Origin of the sequence: [Mycobacterium] fortunisiensis, assembly GCF_019050325.1 — a bacterium.
In the GTDB taxonomy this organism is placed as follows: domain Bacteria; phylum Actinomycetota; class Actinomycetes; order Mycobacteriales; family Mycobacteriaceae; genus Mycobacterium; species Mycobacterium fortunisiensis.
In genome coordinates, this window is sequence record NZ_VOMB01000020.1 from 513,191 (window position 1) to 530,410 (window position 17,220).

At 68.4% G+C, this 17,220-nt stretch carries 13 protein-coding genes; 4 read left to right on the forward strand and 9 right to left on the reverse strand.

Annotated elements, in window-relative coordinates:
- Positions 1-17 precede the first annotated feature (17 nt).
- Together pepN and FR943_RS18435 are read left to right on the forward strand one after the other, a co-directional pair.
- Positions 18-2,609 (forward strand): aminopeptidase N, encoded by a 2,592-nt coding sequence (gene pepN, locus FR943_RS18430; protein ID WP_217159655.1) that lies wholly within the window; start codon positions 18-20, stop codon positions 2,607-2,609.
- 97 nt (positions 2,610-2,706) lie between these two features.
- Positions 2,707-3,045, forward strand: a complete 339-nt coding sequence (locus tag FR943_RS18435; protein WP_217159656.1) for an HNH endonuclease — start codon at positions 2,707-2,709, stop codon at positions 3,043-3,045.
- 87 nt (positions 3,046-3,132) lie between these two features.
- On the opposite strand, the gene FR943_RS18440 is transcribed toward FR943_RS18435, so the two are convergent.
- The 3 genes from FR943_RS18440 to FR943_RS18450 are packed head-to-tail and all read right to left on the reverse strand — an operon-like array spanning position 3,133 to position 4,539.
- The gene (locus tag FR943_RS18440) at positions 3,133-3,615 is read right to left on the reverse strand and encodes a DUF5130 domain-containing protein (RefSeq protein WP_217159657.1); all 483 of its coding nucleotides are present in this window, start codon (positions 3,613-3,615) and stop codon (positions 3,133-3,135) included.
- Positions 3,602-3,835 (reverse strand): aa3-type cytochrome oxidase subunit CtaJ, encoded by a 234-nt coding sequence (ctaJ, locus tag FR943_RS18445; RefSeq protein ID WP_217159658.1) that lies wholly within the window; start codon positions 3,833-3,835, stop codon positions 3,602-3,604. The genes FR943_RS18440 and ctaJ overlap by 14 nt, the downstream gene beginning before the upstream one ends.
- A 59-nt stretch (positions 3,836-3,894) precedes the next feature.
- Positions 3,895-4,539, reverse strand: a complete 645-nt coding sequence (locus FR943_RS18450; RefSeq protein WP_217159659.1) for an HNH endonuclease — start codon at positions 4,537-4,539, stop codon at positions 3,895-3,897.
- 144 nt (positions 4,540-4,683) lie between these two features.
- On the opposite strand from FR943_RS18450, the gene FR943_RS18455 reads away from it, so the two are divergent.
- Together FR943_RS18455 and FR943_RS18460 are read left to right on the forward strand one after the other, a co-directional pair.
- The gene (locus FR943_RS18455) at positions 4,684-5,088 is read left to right on the forward strand and encodes a globin (protein ID WP_218045825.1); all 405 of its coding nucleotides are present in this window, start codon (positions 4,684-4,686) and stop codon (positions 5,086-5,088) included.
- Between the two features lies 1 nt (position 5,089).
- Positions 5,090-6,634: a glycoside hydrolase family 13 protein gene (locus tag FR943_RS18460; RefSeq protein WP_217159660.1), complete on the forward strand. Its 1,545-nt coding sequence runs from the start codon at positions 5,090-5,092 to the stop codon at positions 6,632-6,634.
- A 166-nt stretch (positions 6,635-6,800) separates the two neighbouring features.
- On the opposite strand, the gene FR943_RS18465 is transcribed toward FR943_RS18460, so the two are convergent.
- The 6 genes from FR943_RS18465 to FR943_RS18490 form a co-directional block, all read right to left on the reverse strand.
- On the reverse strand, positions 6,801-7,526 hold the full coding sequence (locus tag FR943_RS18465; protein WP_217159661.1) for a DUF8185 domain-containing protein: 726 nt from the start codon (positions 7,524-7,526) through the stop codon (positions 6,801-6,803).
- Positions 7,523-7,885 carry an acyl-CoA thioesterase gene (locus tag FR943_RS18470; protein ID WP_218045924.1) on the reverse strand — a complete coding sequence of 121 codons (363 nt, stop codon included), beginning with the start codon at positions 7,883-7,885 and terminating at the stop codon, positions 7,523-7,525. The genes FR943_RS18465 and FR943_RS18470 overlap by 4 nt, the downstream gene beginning before the upstream one ends.
- Before the next feature lie 44 nt (positions 7,886-7,929).
- Entirely contained in the window at positions 7,930-12,762 is a 4,833-nt protein-coding gene (locus FR943_RS18475; RefSeq protein WP_372448175.1) for an NAD-glutamate dehydrogenase, read from the reverse strand.
- Between the two features lie 55 nt (positions 12,763-12,817).
- Complete coding sequence (gene ettA, locus FR943_RS18480; protein ID WP_217159662.1) at positions 12,818-14,491, reverse strand: energy-dependent translational throttle protein EttA; 1,674 nt, start codon at positions 14,489-14,491, stop codon at positions 12,818-12,820.
- 86 nt (positions 14,492-14,577) lie between these two features.
- Positions 14,578-15,030 (reverse strand): single-stranded DNA-binding protein, encoded by a 453-nt coding sequence (locus tag FR943_RS18485; protein WP_217159663.1) that lies wholly within the window; start codon positions 15,028-15,030, stop codon positions 14,578-14,580.
- 164 nt (positions 15,031-15,194) lie between these two features.
- Entirely contained in the window at positions 15,195-17,216 is a 2,022-nt protein-coding gene (locus FR943_RS18490) for a bifunctional copper resistance protein CopD/cytochrome c oxidase assembly protein (protein WP_217159664.1), read from the reverse strand.
- Positions 17,217-17,220 lie beyond the last annotated feature (4 nt).

The window sequence follows — 17,220 nt, forward strand, 5'->3', positions numbered from 1 at the left end:
GCCACTAGGTTGGACGCGTGGCACTTCCCAATCTCACCCGCGATCAGGCCGTCGAGCGCGCAGCGCTGGTCACCGTCGACAACTACCACGTCGTCCTCGACCTCACCGACGGCAACGGCAACCCCGGCGAACGCACCTTCCGGTCCACGACGACCGTCAAGTTCGATGCCCTCGCCGGTGCCGACACCTACATCGACCTGGCAGCCGACACCGTCCGCAGTGCGACGCTCAACGGCGTCGCGCTGGATGTGTCCGGTTACGACGAATCCACCGGCATCGGACTGACCGGGCTGGCCGAACACAACGTCCTGGTGGTCGACGCCGACTGCCTGTACTCGAACACCGGCGAGGGCCTGCACCGGTTCGTCGACCCGGTCGACAACGAGGTCTACCTGTACTCCCAGTTCGAAACCGCCGACGCCAAGCGGATGTTCGCCTGCTTCGATCAGCCCGATCTGAAGGCCACGTTCGACGTCCAGGTCACCGCGCCCGCGCACTGGCAGGTGATCTCCAACGGGGCCACCGCCACGGCCGAGCGTGACGGCGCGGTCGCCGTGCACACCTTCGTCACCACCCCGAAGATGAGCACCTACCTGGCGGCGCTGATCGCGGGACCCTATGCGGTGTGGCGGGATTCGTATTCCGATACCCACGGCGAGATCCCGCTGGGCATCTTCTGCCGCGCCTCGCTGGCCGAATTCATGGATGCCGAGCGGCTGTTCACCGAAACCAAGCAGGGTTTCGGCTTCTACCACAGCAACTTCGGCGTGCCCTACGCCTTCGGCAAGTACGACCAGCTGTTCGTGCCCGAGTTCAACGCGGGCGCGATGGAGAACGCCGGGGCGGTGACCTTCCTGGAGGACTACGTGTTCCGGTCGAAGGTCACCCGGGCCTCCTACGAGCGGCGCGCCGAGACCGTACTGCACGAGATGGCGCACATGTGGTTCGGCGATCTGGTCACCATGACCTGGTGGGATGACCTGTGGCTCAACGAGTCCTTCGCGACGTTCGCCTCGGTGCTGTGCCAGGCCGAGGCCACTGAATACGACACCGCCTGGACCACGTTCGCCAATGTGGAGAAGTCCTGGGCCTACCGCCAGGACCAGCTGCCCTCCACCCACCCGGTCGCCGCGGACATCCCGGACCTGGCGGCCGTGGAGGTCAACTTCGACGGCATCACCTACGCCAAGGGCGCCAGCGTGCTGAAGCAGCTGGTGGCCTACGTGGGCCTGGAGGAGTTCCTGGCCGGGCTGCGGGATTACTTCCGCGACCACGCTTTTGCCAACGCCACGTTCGGCGATCTGCTGGGCGCGCTGGAGAAGTCCTCGGGCCGTGACCTGTCCCGCTGGGGCCAGCAGTGGCTCAAGACAACGGGTTTGAACACCCTGCGGGCTGATTTCAGCACCGACGAGTCGGGTGCGTTCACGCGATTCGTCGTCGCCCAGTCGGGTGCCGCACCCGGCGCCGGGGAGACCCGGGTGCACCGACTGGCCGTGGGGATCTACGACGACGACCCACTCGGCTCGGGCAAGCTCGTGCGGGTGCACCGCGAAGAGCTCGACGTGGAGGGCCCGGTCACGGAAGTCCCTGCGCTGGTTGGGGTTTCCCGCGGCAAGCTGATCCTGGTCAACGACGACGACCTGACCTACTGCTCGCTGCGACTGGACCCGGCGTCACTGTCGACGGTGCTGACCCGCATCGCGGACATCGCCGACCCGCTCCCCCGCACCTTGGCTTGGTCGGCCGCCTGGGAGATGACCCGGGAGGCCGAGATGAAGGCCCGCGATTTCGTCGCCCTGGTCTCGGGAGGGGTGCACGCCGAGACTGAAGTCGGTGTGGCACAACGACTCCTGATGCAGGCGCAGACCGCGCTCGGTTCTTACGCCGACCCCGAGTGGGCTGCGGCCGAGGGCTGGCCGGCCTTTGCCGACCGGCTGCTGGAGCTGGCCCGCGGCGCCACCCCCGGTTCGGATCATCAGCTGGCGTTCATCAATGCGCTGTGCGGCTCGGTGCTGTCGACCCCGCATGCGGTGCTGCTGGCCGACCTGCTCGGCAAGGACCCGACGACGCTCGGGCTGGCCGGGCTGGATGTGGACACGGATCTGCGCTGGCGGATCGTCACCGCGCTGGCCCGCTCCGGGGAGGTCGACGCCGATGGCCCGGAGACGCCGTTCATCGACGCCGAGGCCGAACGCGACCCGACCGCCGCGGGTAAGCGCCACGCCGCCGCGGCGTCGGCGGCCCGGCCACAGGACGAGGTGAAGTCCGCGGCATGGCAAGAGGTGATCGAGGACGACACGCTCGCCAACATCACCACCCGCGCCATCGTGGGCGGTTTCGTGCAGCCCGGCCAGAGTGAACTGCTGACCCCGTTCACCACCCAGTACTTCGCGGCCGTCTCCGGAGTCTGGGCGCGGCGGTCGAGTGAGGTCGCCCAAACGGTGGTGATCGGGCTCTATCCGTCGTGGGACATCAGCCAGAACGGACTCGATGCCGCCGATGCGTTCCTGTCCGATCCGGAGGTGCCGCCCGCGCTGCGCCGCCTGGTGGTGGAGGGCCGCGCCGGCGTGGAGCGTTCCCTGCGGGCCCGTGCCTTCGACGTGACCTAGCGAAACGGTCCCCTTGCACCGCGAGCGTGCGTGCCTGCTGCCGACACGCCGTCGCAGAGCAGCATTCTGCGCACGCTCGCGGTCATACGCTGTGCTGATGGCGGTCAGGAGAACCCGCGCGGCACGGGCTGCCCGCAAGCGCAAACGCCGGATGGACCTTGCGGTGCACGATCTCACCGACGCGCAGTGGGAGGCCATCAGGGACGCATGGGGCGGCTGCGCCTACTGCGGTAGCGCGAAAGGCCCGTTCCAGAAGGATTGCGTGATGGCGATCTCGCGCGGCGGGCGCTACACCGTGGACAACGTGGTGCCGGCCTGCGCGTCGTGCAATGCCAGCAAATGCAATTTCGAGGTCAGCACCTGGATGCGGCGCAAGCGGCTGGACGAGCGGGCGTTCTTGACGCGGTATGTGGAGATCCGCGCGCTGCTGACTTAAGCAACCGTGACGGCTCGTGAGCGTGCGCAAAATGCAGACCGCGAGCGGCGTGTCCACAGACGGACACGCACGCTCGCGATATGGAGATCAGGCAGGTGCGACGCCGGCCGACAGCACACGTACGGCGCTGATCAGACCGTCGATCAAATTGCCTTCCTTGAAGGAGGCGGCGGCCGCCGAGACGCCCAGCGGGGCGGCCTCTTCGATGCCGCGGCCCTTGACGTCGGCCCCGTAGACCACCTCGATCGCACGCTGATCGGGTGAGACCGCGAGCAGCACCGCGTTGTCGGGGGTGGGCACCTTGCTCAGGATCGCGCGTGCCGTGGCCGCGGTGTCCGCGCCGAGGTCGCCGATGTAGACCGCGAACCGGGCCTTGGCCGCCCGCGAACCGTACTTCAGGGCGTCGTCGAGGACGACGAGATCCTTCGTCGGGAACGGGTAGTGCACCGACAGCTCGCCCGGCTCGGTGACACCGGAGAGGCGTCCACTCGAGGTCAGCGCGTAGCCGTACGGCAAGTCCAGTTCGTGCAGCGCGGTCGCGACGTCCGTTGTCTGGCTACCACTTGCCACTTGCGCCACCTCCGATCGTCACGTGGTGTGAATCATGCCCGCCATGCCCGTGCTCCCGCGGCTCCTCGGCAGCCCACAGGATGGGCTCGTGGGTCCACGGCTCCGACATCTTGTAGGTGTCCGGGTGCGGTCCCTTGCGGGGCAGGTAGATCAACGCCAGGATCACGAACAACAACAGCGGAACCCCTCCGAGGAGGGAATGGGTAAGTGCTGTGCTCACGCGCAAACCGTATCAGCCGCAATGCCGCGACGCGCCGAGAGTGCCCGGCACGGCGGCCGTCACGCCGCGCCCTCCCCGAGATAGCGCGCCCAGGCCGGGTCGAGCTCTTTGATCGTCGACAACAGCCGCCAGTGCTGCCCCTTCGGAGGCATCGGTACGCACCGCAGTGACCAGCCCAGTTCGGCCAGCAACCGGTCGGCTTTGCGGTGGTTGCACGGCCCACAGGCCGCCACACAGTTCTCCCAGGAGTGCTCGCCGCCGCGGCTGCGTGGGACCACGTGGTCGACGGTGTCGGCGCGGCCGCCGCAGTAGGCGCAGCGGAACCGGTCGCGGTGCATGAGCGCGGCCCGGGTCATCGGGATGCGAGCCCGGTAGGGCACCCGTACGAAAGTGCGCAGCCGGATCACCGAGGGCACCACGATGGTGCGGGTGGCCGAGTGGATGACCGGCCCCGACGGGTCGTCGTGCACCACGTCGGCTTTGCCGCACATCACCATGATCACGGCGCGCCGCAGCGGCAGCGCGGTCAGCGGCTCGTAGGTGGAGTTGAGCAGCAGCACTCGGCGGCGTCCCCACAGCGACGCGTCGGGGGCGACGCTGGGCAGCACCTCGACACTGTGCAGGGGGCGATTGGGCACATGGGGTCCCGATGGGCCGGGAATGTGGCCGGTCCGTCGCATATGGCTTTTTCTGCTGTGCGCCATGGAGCCTCCGAGGAGACAGTCCACCACGGATCTTCCCAATACGCACGAAAATTCTTCGGGTGTTCGCAGGTCAGTCCAATGAACACGAGGTGACCACACTGCCGTGACCGGCGCCGACGCGCGCTGCGGCCACAATGGACCACAATGAGTGACGTGACGCAGGTGCAGCGATCTTTCTACGACGAAGTGGGCGGCCACGAGACATTCGCCACGATCGTCTCGCGGTTCTACCAGCTGGTGCGTGAGGACGAGATCCTGTTGCCGCTGTATCCCGAGGACGATATCGACGGTGCCGAGGAGCGGCTGCGGATGTTCCTCGAGCAGTACTGGGGCGGGCCCCGGACATACTCCGACCAGCGCGGTCACCCGCGGCTGCGGATGCGCCACGCGCCGTTCCGGATCGGCTTCCTCGAGCGCGACGCCTGGTTGCGGTGCATGCACACCGCGGTCGCCTCGATCGACTCGGCGACGCTGGACGACGCGCACCGCCGCGCGCTGCTGGAGTACCTGGAGATGGCCGCGGACTCGATGGTGAACTCGGCGTTCTGACATGCGCCGGTGGTGGGCGGACGCGGTCTTCTACCAGGTCTATCCCCGCTCGTTCGCGGACAGCAACGGTGACGGGGTGGGCGACCTCGCCGGGGTGACCGCCGGCCTGGACTACCTTGTCGCGCTCGGGGTCGACGCCCTGTGGCTCAACCCGGTCATGGTGTCGCCGATGGCCGACCACGGGTACGACGTCGCCGATCCCAGGGATGTGGACCCGCTGTTCGGTGATCTGGACGCGCTGGACGAACTGCTCGACGCGGCTCATGCCCGCGGCATCCGGGTCACCATGGACCTGGTCCCCAACCACACCAGCTCGGCACACCCCTGGTTCGTCGAGGCCCTCGCCGATCCGCACCGGCGGGAGCGGTACATCTTCCGGGATGGTCGCGGGCCCGGCGGCGCGGCGCCGCCCAACAACTGGGTGTCGGTGTTCGGCGGGCCGGCGTGGACCCGCGACACCGAGCCCGACGGCAGCCCCGGCCAGTGGTATCTGCATTTGTTCGACCCGGCCCAGCCCGATCTGAACTGGAACCACCCCGAGGTGTTCGAGGACTTGGAGAAGACGCTGCGGTTCTGGCTCGACCGCGGGGTCGACGGCTTCCGTATCGACGTGGCGCACGGCATGGCCAAGCCGCCGGAACTGCCCGACATGGCGGTCACCGACACCGCGCTGCTGCGCAACAGCGACGACGATCCACGGTTCGACAACGAAAGCGTGCACGATATCCACCGGTTCATCCGCACGGTGCTCGACGACTATCCCGACGCGGTGGCCGTCGGTGAGGTGTGGGTGCACGGCAACGAACGGTTCGCGATGTACCTGCGGCCTGACGAGCTGCACCTGGGCTTCAATTTCCGCCTGGTGCAAGCCGATTTCGACGCCGACGAGATCCATGCCGCGATCGACAACGCGCTGGCCGCGGCGGCGCTGGCCGGGGCCACCCCGACCTGGACGTTGTCCAACCACGACGTGGAACGCGAGGTGACCCGGTACGGCGGCGGTGTCCGGGGGTTGGCGCGGGCCCGCGCGATGGCGTTGGTGATGCTGGCGCTGCCGGGAGCGGTGTTCGTCTACAACGGGGAGGAGCTCGGGCTGCCGAATGTCGAGCTGCCCGATGCGGTGCTGCAGGATCCGGTGTGGGAGCGCTCCGGTCACACCGAGCGTGGGCGCGACGGGTGCCGGGTGCCGATGCCGTGGTCGGGCGACGTGCCGCCGTTCGGTTTTTCCTCCACCGCCGACACCTGGCTGCCGATGCCCGCGGAGTGGGCTTCACTGACGGTGCAACGGCAGCTGACCGATCCGGCCTCGACGCTGAATTTCTATCGTCGCGCCATCCAATTGCGTGCTGGCCGAACTGAATTCGACGATGTCGGGATCGATTTGAGCAGCGCCGATGGGGTGCTGACGGTGCGGCGTGGCCCTCTGAGGTGCCTGCTCAACGCCGGCGCCGATCCGGTTCCGTTGCCGCCCGGGCAGGTTTTGCTGAGCAGCGGCGAGTTGGCCGACGGCACACTGCCGCCCGATACCGCGGTCTGGCTGGTCTAGCGTGCTTTCCCGTCGCCGCCATTGTCACGCTGGAGTGACAATGGGACGCCAGAGCCACTCCAGCGTGACGAAGCCGCGGCGCCCAGGGCCGTTTGGCCACTCTGGCGTGACGCTCGAGCTCGACAGCCACTCTGGCGTGACAAAGCGCGCGACAAGCCCAGGAAAATCAGCCCAGGAGCAGGGCGGCACCGTCGCGGCGGCGGTACACCGAACCGAACCGGGCATCGATGCGCAGCCAGGACGGGTGCGCCCGGACCCGGACGATCTCGTGCTCGCTGACCTCATTGCCCGTCTGCGGCAGAAAACCCATGGCCGTCAACGCGAAAACACAGCGCATGGGCACCCCGATCGACACGTCGCCGGCGCTGACGGCGATCACCTCCTGGTCCATCAGGGAAACCGGCGGGCCGTGGGCGCTGCCGTGTTCGCGGGCCAGAGCACCGCCCTGCTGGGCCAGGTCCAGCATCGCCCGGGCCGGGACGTCATCGAGGTGGACGAAACCGTCCTCCGGTGGCAGCCCGCCACGCCAGGCCGAGTCCATCGGAAACCCGGGGTCGACGTATCCGTGCGCGGCTCCGGCCAGGCCGGCAATCAGGGCATCGGCACCGGCGGACAGGTCCGCCGGGCGCAGCCGCCCCGACACCACCCGGCTGGCCAGCACTTCCAGCCCGGTCGACACCCAGGCCACCACCGCGCCGCTGCTGATCCCCCGGTCGCTGCGCTCCTGCCCGCCGGTGCTGATCCCCCGGTCGCTGCGCTCCTGCCCGCCGGACCGCACCCGCAGCCGCACCACCGCGGCCTCGTCCAACCGCAGCGCACGGTCGGCGAAAGTGGTCAGATCTTCACGGTCGCGGGGGTTGTCGATCCACAGGCCGCGCTCGGGGCCGGTCATCGCAGATAGCGCTCCAGGTATGCACGCTGCTGCGCGGTCATCCGCACCAGCCGCTGCTCGGCGATGTGCACCGCGGCCAGCTGGGTGGCTCCGATCACCGACGGCTTGGAGTCAGGGGCGGCGTTGACCGACCGCACCTCGTAGCCGATCGTGAAGTCCACCGCGCGCACCCGCTTGGACCACATGGTGACCTGCAGCGGTGAGTCCACCAGCCGCAGCTGCCCCTTGTAGCTGATGTTGACGTCGGCGATCAGCAGACCGATGGTGTCGATCGTGGGCCCGAAAGGCTCACGCAGAAACGGTATCCGGGCCTCTTCGAGGATCGTCACCATGGTGGCGTGATTGATGTGCTGGTACATGTCGATGTCCGACCACCGCACCTGCACTGGTGCTACGAAGCCTGTCACCCAGTTGATCCTGTTCCACTCGTTCTCGTCATGCTGCGGATCTGCCGCGCGGCCACCGACAGGGTGGCCAGGTCCTGTGCACCATCTTGGTATATCTCGGTCAGCGTGCGACGGGCGCGGGTCACCCGGGAGCTGTTGGTGAGCTCCCATTCGGCGATCTTCTCCTCGCCGGTCTCCTCCGGTTCGCCGACGGCGAGCACATCGAAGCACAGTGCCCGCAGGGAACCGTAGATGTCGTCGCGAATCGCCAACCGCGCCAGGGAATGCCACCGGTCCTCGCGACTGAGCCGGGACACCGCGGTGAGCAGACTGTCGGAGCCCAGGTGATCCATCAGGGCGAAATAGGTGTCGGCCACCTCGGCGGCCTCCCGATCCACGATGTCGGAGATGTCGATCACGTCGAGCAGGCTGTACTGGTACAGGCCGGTGGCCACGGTGTAGGCCAGCTCGTCGGGCACCCCCTGCGCGGCGAACTCACCGGCCTCCTTGCCCACGATCGCCTTGTCGTCACCGCGCAGCCAATCGGGCATGCGCGGGCGCAGCTCGGCGACCTTGGCGGCGAACCGGTTGATCTCGGCGCCGACGGCCAGTGGCTGGGGCCGGTAGTTGAGCAGCCAGCGACCGGCCCGGTCGACGAGTCGGCGCAGATCCAGGGTCATCCGGTCGGTGACCGCCACCGGCACACCGTCGTCGCCGGCCGCACGGATCCGGCGCCACACCTCGCCGATACCGAAGATCGCATCGGTGGCCACGTAGCTGCGCAGGGCGTCGACCGGGCCGACGCCGACATCCTCGGTGATGCGGTACGCGTAGCTGATTCCGCTGGTGTCGACGAGGTCGTTGATCAGCATGGTGGTGGTGATCTCGCGACGCAGTTGGTGGGCGCGGATCTCCGGGGTGAACTGTTCGCGCAGCCGCTCCGGGAAGTACCGGGGCAGCCGGGCGGCGAACACTTCCTGATCGGGTACGTCGCCGGCCAGCACGTCGGCCTTGAGCTCGAGTTTGACGTGGGCCATCAACGTCGCCAATTCCGGTGAGGTCAGGCCGATTCCGGCCTCGGCGCGGCGCCGGATCTCTTTCTCCGAGGGCAAGGCTTCCAACTCCCGGTTGAGCCCGCGGTTGGCCACGAAGTCTTTGATCATCCGGGCGTGCACGGACAGCATGCCGGCCGCGTTGACCCGACTGGTGCCCATCAGGTCGTTCTGGTCTTTGTTGTCGGACAACACCAGTGCCCCGACCTCGTCGGTCATCGACAGCAACAGATCGGTGCGGTCGGCGGGACTGACCTTGCCGGCGCTGACCAGCGAGTCGATCAGGATCTTGATGTTGACCTCGTGATCGGAGCAGTCCACGCCCGCCGAGTTGTCCAGGGCGTCGGTGTTGATCCTTCCACCGGCCAGGTCGAATTCGATGCGTCCCAGCGATGTCACGCCGAGGTTGCCGCCTTCGCCGATGACCTTGGCCCGCACTTCGTTTCCGCACACCCGGATCTGGTCGTTGGCCCGGTCGCCGACATCGGCCTCGGTTTCGGCCTTGACGTACGTACCGATCCCGCCGTTCCACAGCAGATCCACCGGCGCCTTGAGAATCGCCTTCATCAGGGCGGGCGGCGGGAGTTCGGTGACGTCGCCGTCGATCCCGAGGGCGCTGCGGACCTGCGCGCTGATCGGGATGGACTTCTGTTGCCGGCTGAAGACGCCGCCGCCCGCACTGATCAGGGTGCGATCGTAGTCTTCCCAACTGGACCGGGGCAGTTCGAACAGCCGCTTGCGTTCTACCCAGGATGTGGCGGCGTCGGGATCCGGGTCGACGAAGATGTGCCGATGGTCGAATGCAGCGATCAGCCGAATGTGCTTGGACAGCAACATGCCGTTGCCGAACACGTCGCCGCTCATGTCCCCGATGCCGACGACGGTGAAGTCTTGACTCTGGGTGTCGACACCCATCTCCCGGAAGTGTCGCTTCACCGACTCCCAGGCGCCCTTGGCGGTGATGCCCATGGCCTTGTGGTCGTAGCCCACCGAACCGCCGGAGGCGAACGCGTCGCCCAGCCAGAATCCGTACGACTTGGCGACGTCGTTGGCGATGTCGGAGAACGTGGCGGTGCCCTTGTCGGCGGCGACCACCAGATAGGCGTCCTCGCCGTCGCGACGCACCACGTCGGCCGGCGTGACGACGGCGCCGGTCTGTTTGTCGACGTTGTCGGTCACGTCGAGCAGCCCGGAGATGAAAAGTTGGTAGCACGCAACACCTTCGGCGCGCGCCGCCTCTCGGTCGACGGCGGCGTCGCCGGTGGGTTCGGGAGGTCGCTTGACCACGAACCCGCCTTTGGCGCCGACAGGCACGATGACCGCGTTCTTCACCGCCTGCGCCTTGACCAACCCGAGGATCTCGGTGCGGAAATCCTCGCGGCGATCCGACCACCGCAGCCCGCCGCGGGCCACGAACCCGAACCGCAGGTGCACGCCTTCCACCCGCGGTGAGTAGACGAAGATCTCGAACCGGGGGCGGGGCAACGGCAACTCGTCGATCAGGAGCGGGTTCAGCTTCACTGCCAGAGCACCGCGCTGACGGGCCGAATCAGGGTTGCGGACAAAGTAATTCGTGCGCAGCGTGGCCTGGATCAGGCTGGCGAAGGCGCGCAGCACCCGGTCGGTGTCCAGGCTCACCAGGGCATCGATGTCCTCGGCGACGGCTGCCGCGGCGCCCTGCGCGTCCCGGGTCGACGCGCTCTGTTCGGACGGGTCGAACAGCGCCTCGAACAGTTGCACAAGCGAGCCCGTGGTGTGCGGATTCTCGTTGAGCACCGATTCGATGTGCGACTGGCTGTAGGCGAAACCGGCCTGGCGCAGGTACTTCGCGTAGGCCCGCAGGATCACCACCTGCTGCCAGGTCAGGTCGGCCCGCAGTACCAGTTCGTTGAACCGGTCCACCTCGACCCAACCGTGCCAGATCGCAGTCACCGCGTCGGCGAACCGCTCGGCGGTGGCCGCGCGGGACGCCGCGTCGGGGGCATCGGGGATGCTGCGCTGCCGGACGACCTTGAACTGGTAGATCCACACCGGCAGGCCGTCGGCGCGGCGTACCGTGTAGGGGCGTTCCTCCAGCACCACCACGCCCATCGACTGCAGCATCGGCAGCAGTTGGCTCAGCGATGCCGAGCGGCCGCCCAGGTACCAGGTCAGCTGTGCCGGCGCAGCCGCACCGGAGCCGTCAGCGCCTTCGTTGAACACGAGCTTGACCGAATTGTCGTGCAGCGCTTCGATGATGGCGATATCGGCGATGGCGTCGGCCGGGGCGACGGCTTGCTTGTAGTCGTCGGGAAACGCGGTGGCGTAGTGCTCGACGGCGGCGGGACTGATCGCCGCCTGCGCGGCGGCGCTGGTCATCCGGTCGCCCCAGTTGCGGGTGGCCTCGGTCAGCAGATTCTGGATCCGGGACTCGTTCTCGGCGGAGGTGTCCACGCCGGCGGGCCGGGCCCCCTCGGGCAGCCGCACCGTGAAATGGACCACGGCCCAGGGTGATTCGCTGACCCGGGCCGAGTAGTCGATGCTTTCGCCGCCCAGTTCACGCACCAGGATGTCCTGCATCTCCAGCCGCACCGCGGTGGTGTAGCGATCACGCGGCAGATACACCAGGCAGGACACGAAGTGCGCCAGTTGATCTGCCCGCAGGAATAGCAGGGTGCGACGCCGGGACCCCTGGTCCACCACGGTCAGCGCCATGTCGAGCAGCTGCTTGGAGCTTAGCGCGAACAGCTCGGGGCGCGGGATGGTCTGGACGATGTCGCGCAGCAATTGGCCCGGGTGGCTGGGGTCGCGGCGCGCCATCGCCAGCGCCTCCTCCACCCGCCGTGAGATCAGTGGGATTTCCAGGACGTTGGCATTCATCGCGGCCACGGTGAACAGGCCGACAAAACGATGTTCGATGACGCGGGGACCGCTCTCCCGCACCACGACGATGTAGGGGTACGCGCCGTAGCGCAGATAGCTGGGCATCGTGGCCTGCGCCAGCACCATGAGATCGTCATCGGCGGTCAGCGGTGGGAGCACGTCGTCGCGCAGCTTGAGCACGCCGAGCCGGCTGGCCGGGTCGACGGCGGCCTGCCCGTCAGCGATCACGCACTGCTGGTAACCCAGCAGCAGGAAGTGGCCGTCGGCCAGCCAGCGCAGCAGCGCGGCCACGTCGCGCCGGTCGGTGTTGGGGAACCGGCCGTCGACATCGGTGGCCACATCGTTGGCCAACGCGTGCAGGGCAGCGCCGATGGCCGCGGTGTCCAGGCCGATCTGCCGGGCCTCGGCCAGGACGCCGGGCAGCAGCCGCACCACCTCGGTGAGCGCCGGACCGTCGGCCGCCGCCCCGGTGACCGGCACCAGGATCCAGGACTCGTCGACACCGTCGCTGCCGGTGGCCTCGGTGGCCTCGGTGGCCGGCCGGACATCGAGCACGTCTCCGCCGGCGTCGCGGCGCACCCGCAGCACCGGGTTCATGATCGCCGGGTAGGCGATCCCGTGGCGGTGCAGCAGGACGGCCACCGAATCGACCAGCATCGCGGCCTGCTCGGTGACGATCTGCAGGGCCGGACCGGACTCGGCGTCGCCCGGGTACACCGCGACCTTGGTCTCCCCCGGCGCCCGGTGGCGGCCCAACTCGTAGTGGGCGGCCACCGTGGCGTCGGCGACCAATCGTTCGGCCACGATCTGGGGACCGGTGGCGGCCACCCCGGGCCCGTCGGACGGCCGGGCGCGGTAGGTGGACAGGAACGCTGCGGCCAGTTGGTGAATCAGCTCCGGTGGCGGCTGGCGGTGGTTCCGGTCGCTTGTGTGCACAGTTGCGACACTAGTAGCGTCCCGGTGCCCGCAGCGCTCTTTGAGCCGTCACGGGTCAGTCCCGGGTCAGTCTCCGGTGGGTCACCCGGTGCGGACGCGCCGCTTCGGCGCCGAGACGCTGGATCTTGTTCTCCTCGTAGGCGCCGAAGTTGCCCTCGAACCAGAACCACTTGGCCTCGTTGTCGTCGTCGCCCTCCCACGCCAGGATGTGCGTGCAGGTGCGGTCCAGGAACCAGCGGTCGTGGCTGATCACCACGGCGCAGCCGGGGAACTGCTCCAGCGCGTTCTCCAGCGAGGACAGCGTTTCGACGTCGAGGTCGTTGGTCGGCTCGTCCAGCAGGATCAAGTTGCCGCCCTCTTTGAGGGTCAGGGCGAGATTGAGCCGGTTGCGCTCACCACCGGACAGCACACCCGCGGGCTTCTGCTGGTCCGGGCCCTTGAATCCGAACGCCGAGACGTAGGCCCGGGACGGGATCTCGTTCTGGCCGACCTCGATGTAGTCCAGACCGTCGGAGACCACCTGCCACACCGTCTTGTTGGGGTCGATGCCGGCGCGGCTCTGGTCAACGTAGGACAGCTTGACGGTGTCACCGACCTTGACCGTGCCGCTGTCGGGCTGCTCCAGGCCGACGATGGTCTTGAACAGTGTGGTCTTACCGACACCGTTGGGGCCGATGACGCCGACGATGCCGTTGCGCGGCAGCGTGAAGGACAGGTCCTTGATCAGGGTGCGGCCTTCGAACCCCTTGTCGAGGTGCTCGACCTCGACCACGACGTTGCCCAGCCGCGGCGGGGTCGGGATCTGGATCTCCTCGAAGTCGAGCTTGCGCGTCTTCTCGGCCTCGGCGGCCATCTCCTCGTAGCGGCCCAGACGCGCCTTGTTCTTGGCCTGCCGCGCCTTGGCGCCGGAGCGCACCCAGGCCAGTTCTTCCTTCAGCCGCTTCTGCAGCTTCTGGTCCTTCTTGCCCTGGACCTCGAGGCGCTCGGCCTTCTTCTCCAGGTAGGTCGAGTAGTTGCCCTCATAGGGGTAGGCCCGGCCGCGGTCGAGCTCCAGGATCCACTCGGCGACGTTGTCGAGGAAGTAGCGATCGTGGGTGACGGCCAGGATCGCGCCCTTGTAGGCGGCGAGGTGCTGCTCGAGCCACAGCACGCTCTCGGCGTCGAGGTGGTTGGTGGGCTCGTCCAGCAGCAGCAGGTCCGGCTTGGACAGCAGCAGCTTGCACAACGCGACGCGGCGCTTCTCACCGCCGGACAGGTGGGTCACCGGCTCGTCCGGCGGCGGGCACCGCAGCGCGTCCATCGCCTGCTCGAGCTGGGAGTCGATGTCCCAGGCGTCGGCCGCGTCCAGCTCCTCCTGCAGATGGCCCATCTCTTCCATGAGCTCATCGGTGTATTCGGTCGCCATCAGCTCGGCGACCTCGTTGTAGCGGTTGAGCTTGGCCTTGACGGCGACGCCTTCCTCGACGTTCTCGCGGACCGTCTTGGTCTCGTCGAGTTGCGGCTCCTGCATCAGGATGCCGACTGTCGCGCCGGGCGCCAGGAAGGCGTCGCCGTTGTTGGGCTGATCGATGCCGGCCATGATCTTCAGGACGCTCGACTTACCGGCCCCGTTCGGACCGACGACGCCGATCTTCGCGCCGGGCAGGAAGTTCAGTGTGACGTCGTCAAGGATGACCTTGTCGCCGTGCGCCTTGCGGACCTTGCGCATCGTGTAGATGAATTCGGCCATGCCGTGAGGTGCCTTTCTGCAGCTTGCGGTGTCGATTCAGATCGACGGAAATGCTCGGGGCCCATCCTAGGCGTGGCCGAATGTGGCTAGGCCGACAGTGGCAGCCCGCCCTCGTCGGCGCCGGTTTCGACGTCGTCCACCGCCGCGTCGTCCTCGGCCGCCGGTGCCGGCCCGGCCACCGGTTTGGGCAACGGGGCGATCTTGGCCGTGTGTCGCGACAGGTCCGGCCCGACCGCGGTGGCCCGCACCTCGACCGACGACCGGCGCACGCCGTCCTTGTCGTCGTACTCATCGGTGTGGACGTGGCCGACCACGACGACGGCGTCCCCCTTCATCAGCGAGGCGCTGGCCCCGGTGGCCAGGTTCCCCCAGCAGTTGACCGTGACGTAGAGCGAGTTGCCTTGCTCCCACGTGCCGTCCGCGGTGCGCCGGCGCGAGTTGCTGGCCACCCGGAACTTGTAGAGCTCCTGGTCACCGAATCGCAACCGCACCGGGTTGGTGATGATGTGGCCGACGATGGTGAACGGTGTCTCGAACATTTCTGGTTCCTTTCGCTGCATCCAGTGGCCGGCGCCGACGCGCCGTGACCGCCTTACGCAGCCATTGACCGTCGGCGCTCCGACAGCAGCCGGCCGGCGAGCCCGACGAACCTGCCGGCTGTGGATGAAACGCAGGCTGGGGATAACCTCCGGATGCCCGGTGCCTACCTGGACGGATGATCGCGCCGCGCCATCTCGGCCAGCATGGCGTTGTACGCCGCCAGCTCGGCATCGTCGTCCCGGTCGGCGGCACGGTCGAGTCGCTTGGCGGTGCGCTGATCGCTGCGCCGCCACTGGATCAGCAGCGCCAGCATCACGATGACCAGCGGCACCTCACCGGCCGCCCAGGCGATGGCACCGCCGGTGTGCTGATCTGCGAGCAGGTCGGTGTGCCACGGCAACAGCAGTGACCGGTAGAAGGATTCGCCCAGCACGGTCTGCATGCCCATCATCACCACCCCGAAGAACGCGTGCAGCGGCAGCGAGGCGAACACCATCCCGATCTTCACCAGATGCGGGATCGGGCGCGGGGTCGGATCCACGCCGATGACCACCCAGTAGAACAGGTAGCCCGAGAGCAGGAAGTGCGCGTTCATCAGGATGTGTGCAGCGTGATTGCTCACCGCGGTGTCGAAGATCCCGCCGAAATACAGGCCGTAGAACCCGGCCACGAACAGCACGGTGGCGATGATGGGATTGGTCAGCAGCTGCGAGACCCGCGAATGCAGCGCCGCCAGCAGCCACTCCCGCGGACCCGGCGGCGCTGCGCGTCCGGCCGCCGGCAGCGCCCGCAGGGCCAGCGTGACCGGGGCGCCCAGCACCAGCAGCACCGGCACCAGCATCGACAGCAGCATGTGGGCGATCATGTGCATGCTGAACATGGCCGGCATGTAGCGGCCCAGCCCCGACGATGTGGTGAACAGCAGCACCGCGCAGCCCAGTAGCCATCCGACGGTCCGTCCCACCGGCCAGGCGTCGCCGCGGGCGCGCAGCCGACGCACCGCGACCAGATAGACGACGGCACCGATGATGGCGGCGGTCCCGAACAGCAGGTCGAACCGCCAGTCGAACAACACCCGGGCCACCGTCGGCGGACCCGCCAGGTCATAGCCGATCGCCACCTCGGTGGCGCTGGGCACCGTCGTCTCCGGTGGTGGCGGGGTCCGGCCCAATCCCACGGCGATGCCGAAGGTGACGCCGAACAGGACCGCCTCCGTCAGCGCCAACCGGATCAGCGGGGCACGCGCGTCGGGGTCGGCGGCCAGCGCGCTCAGGCTGATCCGGCGTTGCCACCAGCCCAGCACGCCGAGCAGGCTCAGCGCGACCATCTTGGCCAGCACCAACCAGCCGTAGGTGGTGTGCACCAGGTCGGGCAGCTGGATTCGCACGAGCGCGTTGAGCACGCCGCTCAGGGCCATCGCAACAAAACAGCACAGGGCCAGTGCCGAGAACCGGTGCGCGGCCAGCCTGGTGTTCGTCCCGTCAGCGCCACGGAGCGCGTGGGCCAGCAGCGCCAGCAGCCCGCCGGCCCACAGGGCAGCCGCCACCAGGTGGATGAACAGGCTGTTGGTGGCCAGGTCGTGGGCGCCGCCGGCCGACGAGTGCCCGGTCAGCACCAACGGCATCAGGGTCAGCAGCGAACCGGCCAGCAACACCGGTGTCCAGCCCCAGCGCAGCACCGGAAGGCTGGCGATGGTGACGGCCGCGGCCAGGATGGCCGTCCACCGCCAGGCGGTCGCCACATCGACCAGCCCGGCGGCCGACCACACGTCGACCGGGCCCAGGTGCTCGAGCAGGGGTTGCCCGGAGACGTCGGAGACGGTCAGCGGAACCAGCAGTGCCGCGCACACCGTCCACACCCCCGAGGCCGCCGCCCCGAGCCGCACCGCGCGGTAGCCGGCCACGTCGAGCACACCGTTGCGCTGGGGTGCCACCAGGAAGGCGGCAAACAGGAACGAGCCCACCGCCACGACGGCGGCGATCTCTCCGGCGGCACGCACGAACGGCAGGCCGTAGGTGGTGACCGGGCCGGGGTCGGGCAGGCCGGTGGCGGTCAGGGCCTCGGCCAGGGACAGCGCGCCGATCCCGGCGGCGACGGCGCCGGCCAGCAGGCCCACCCCGGCCAGCACCGGCCACACCGCGTTGTGGCGCACGCTGGTGGTGGCCGCCCGGCCGGTCGACGTCATGGGC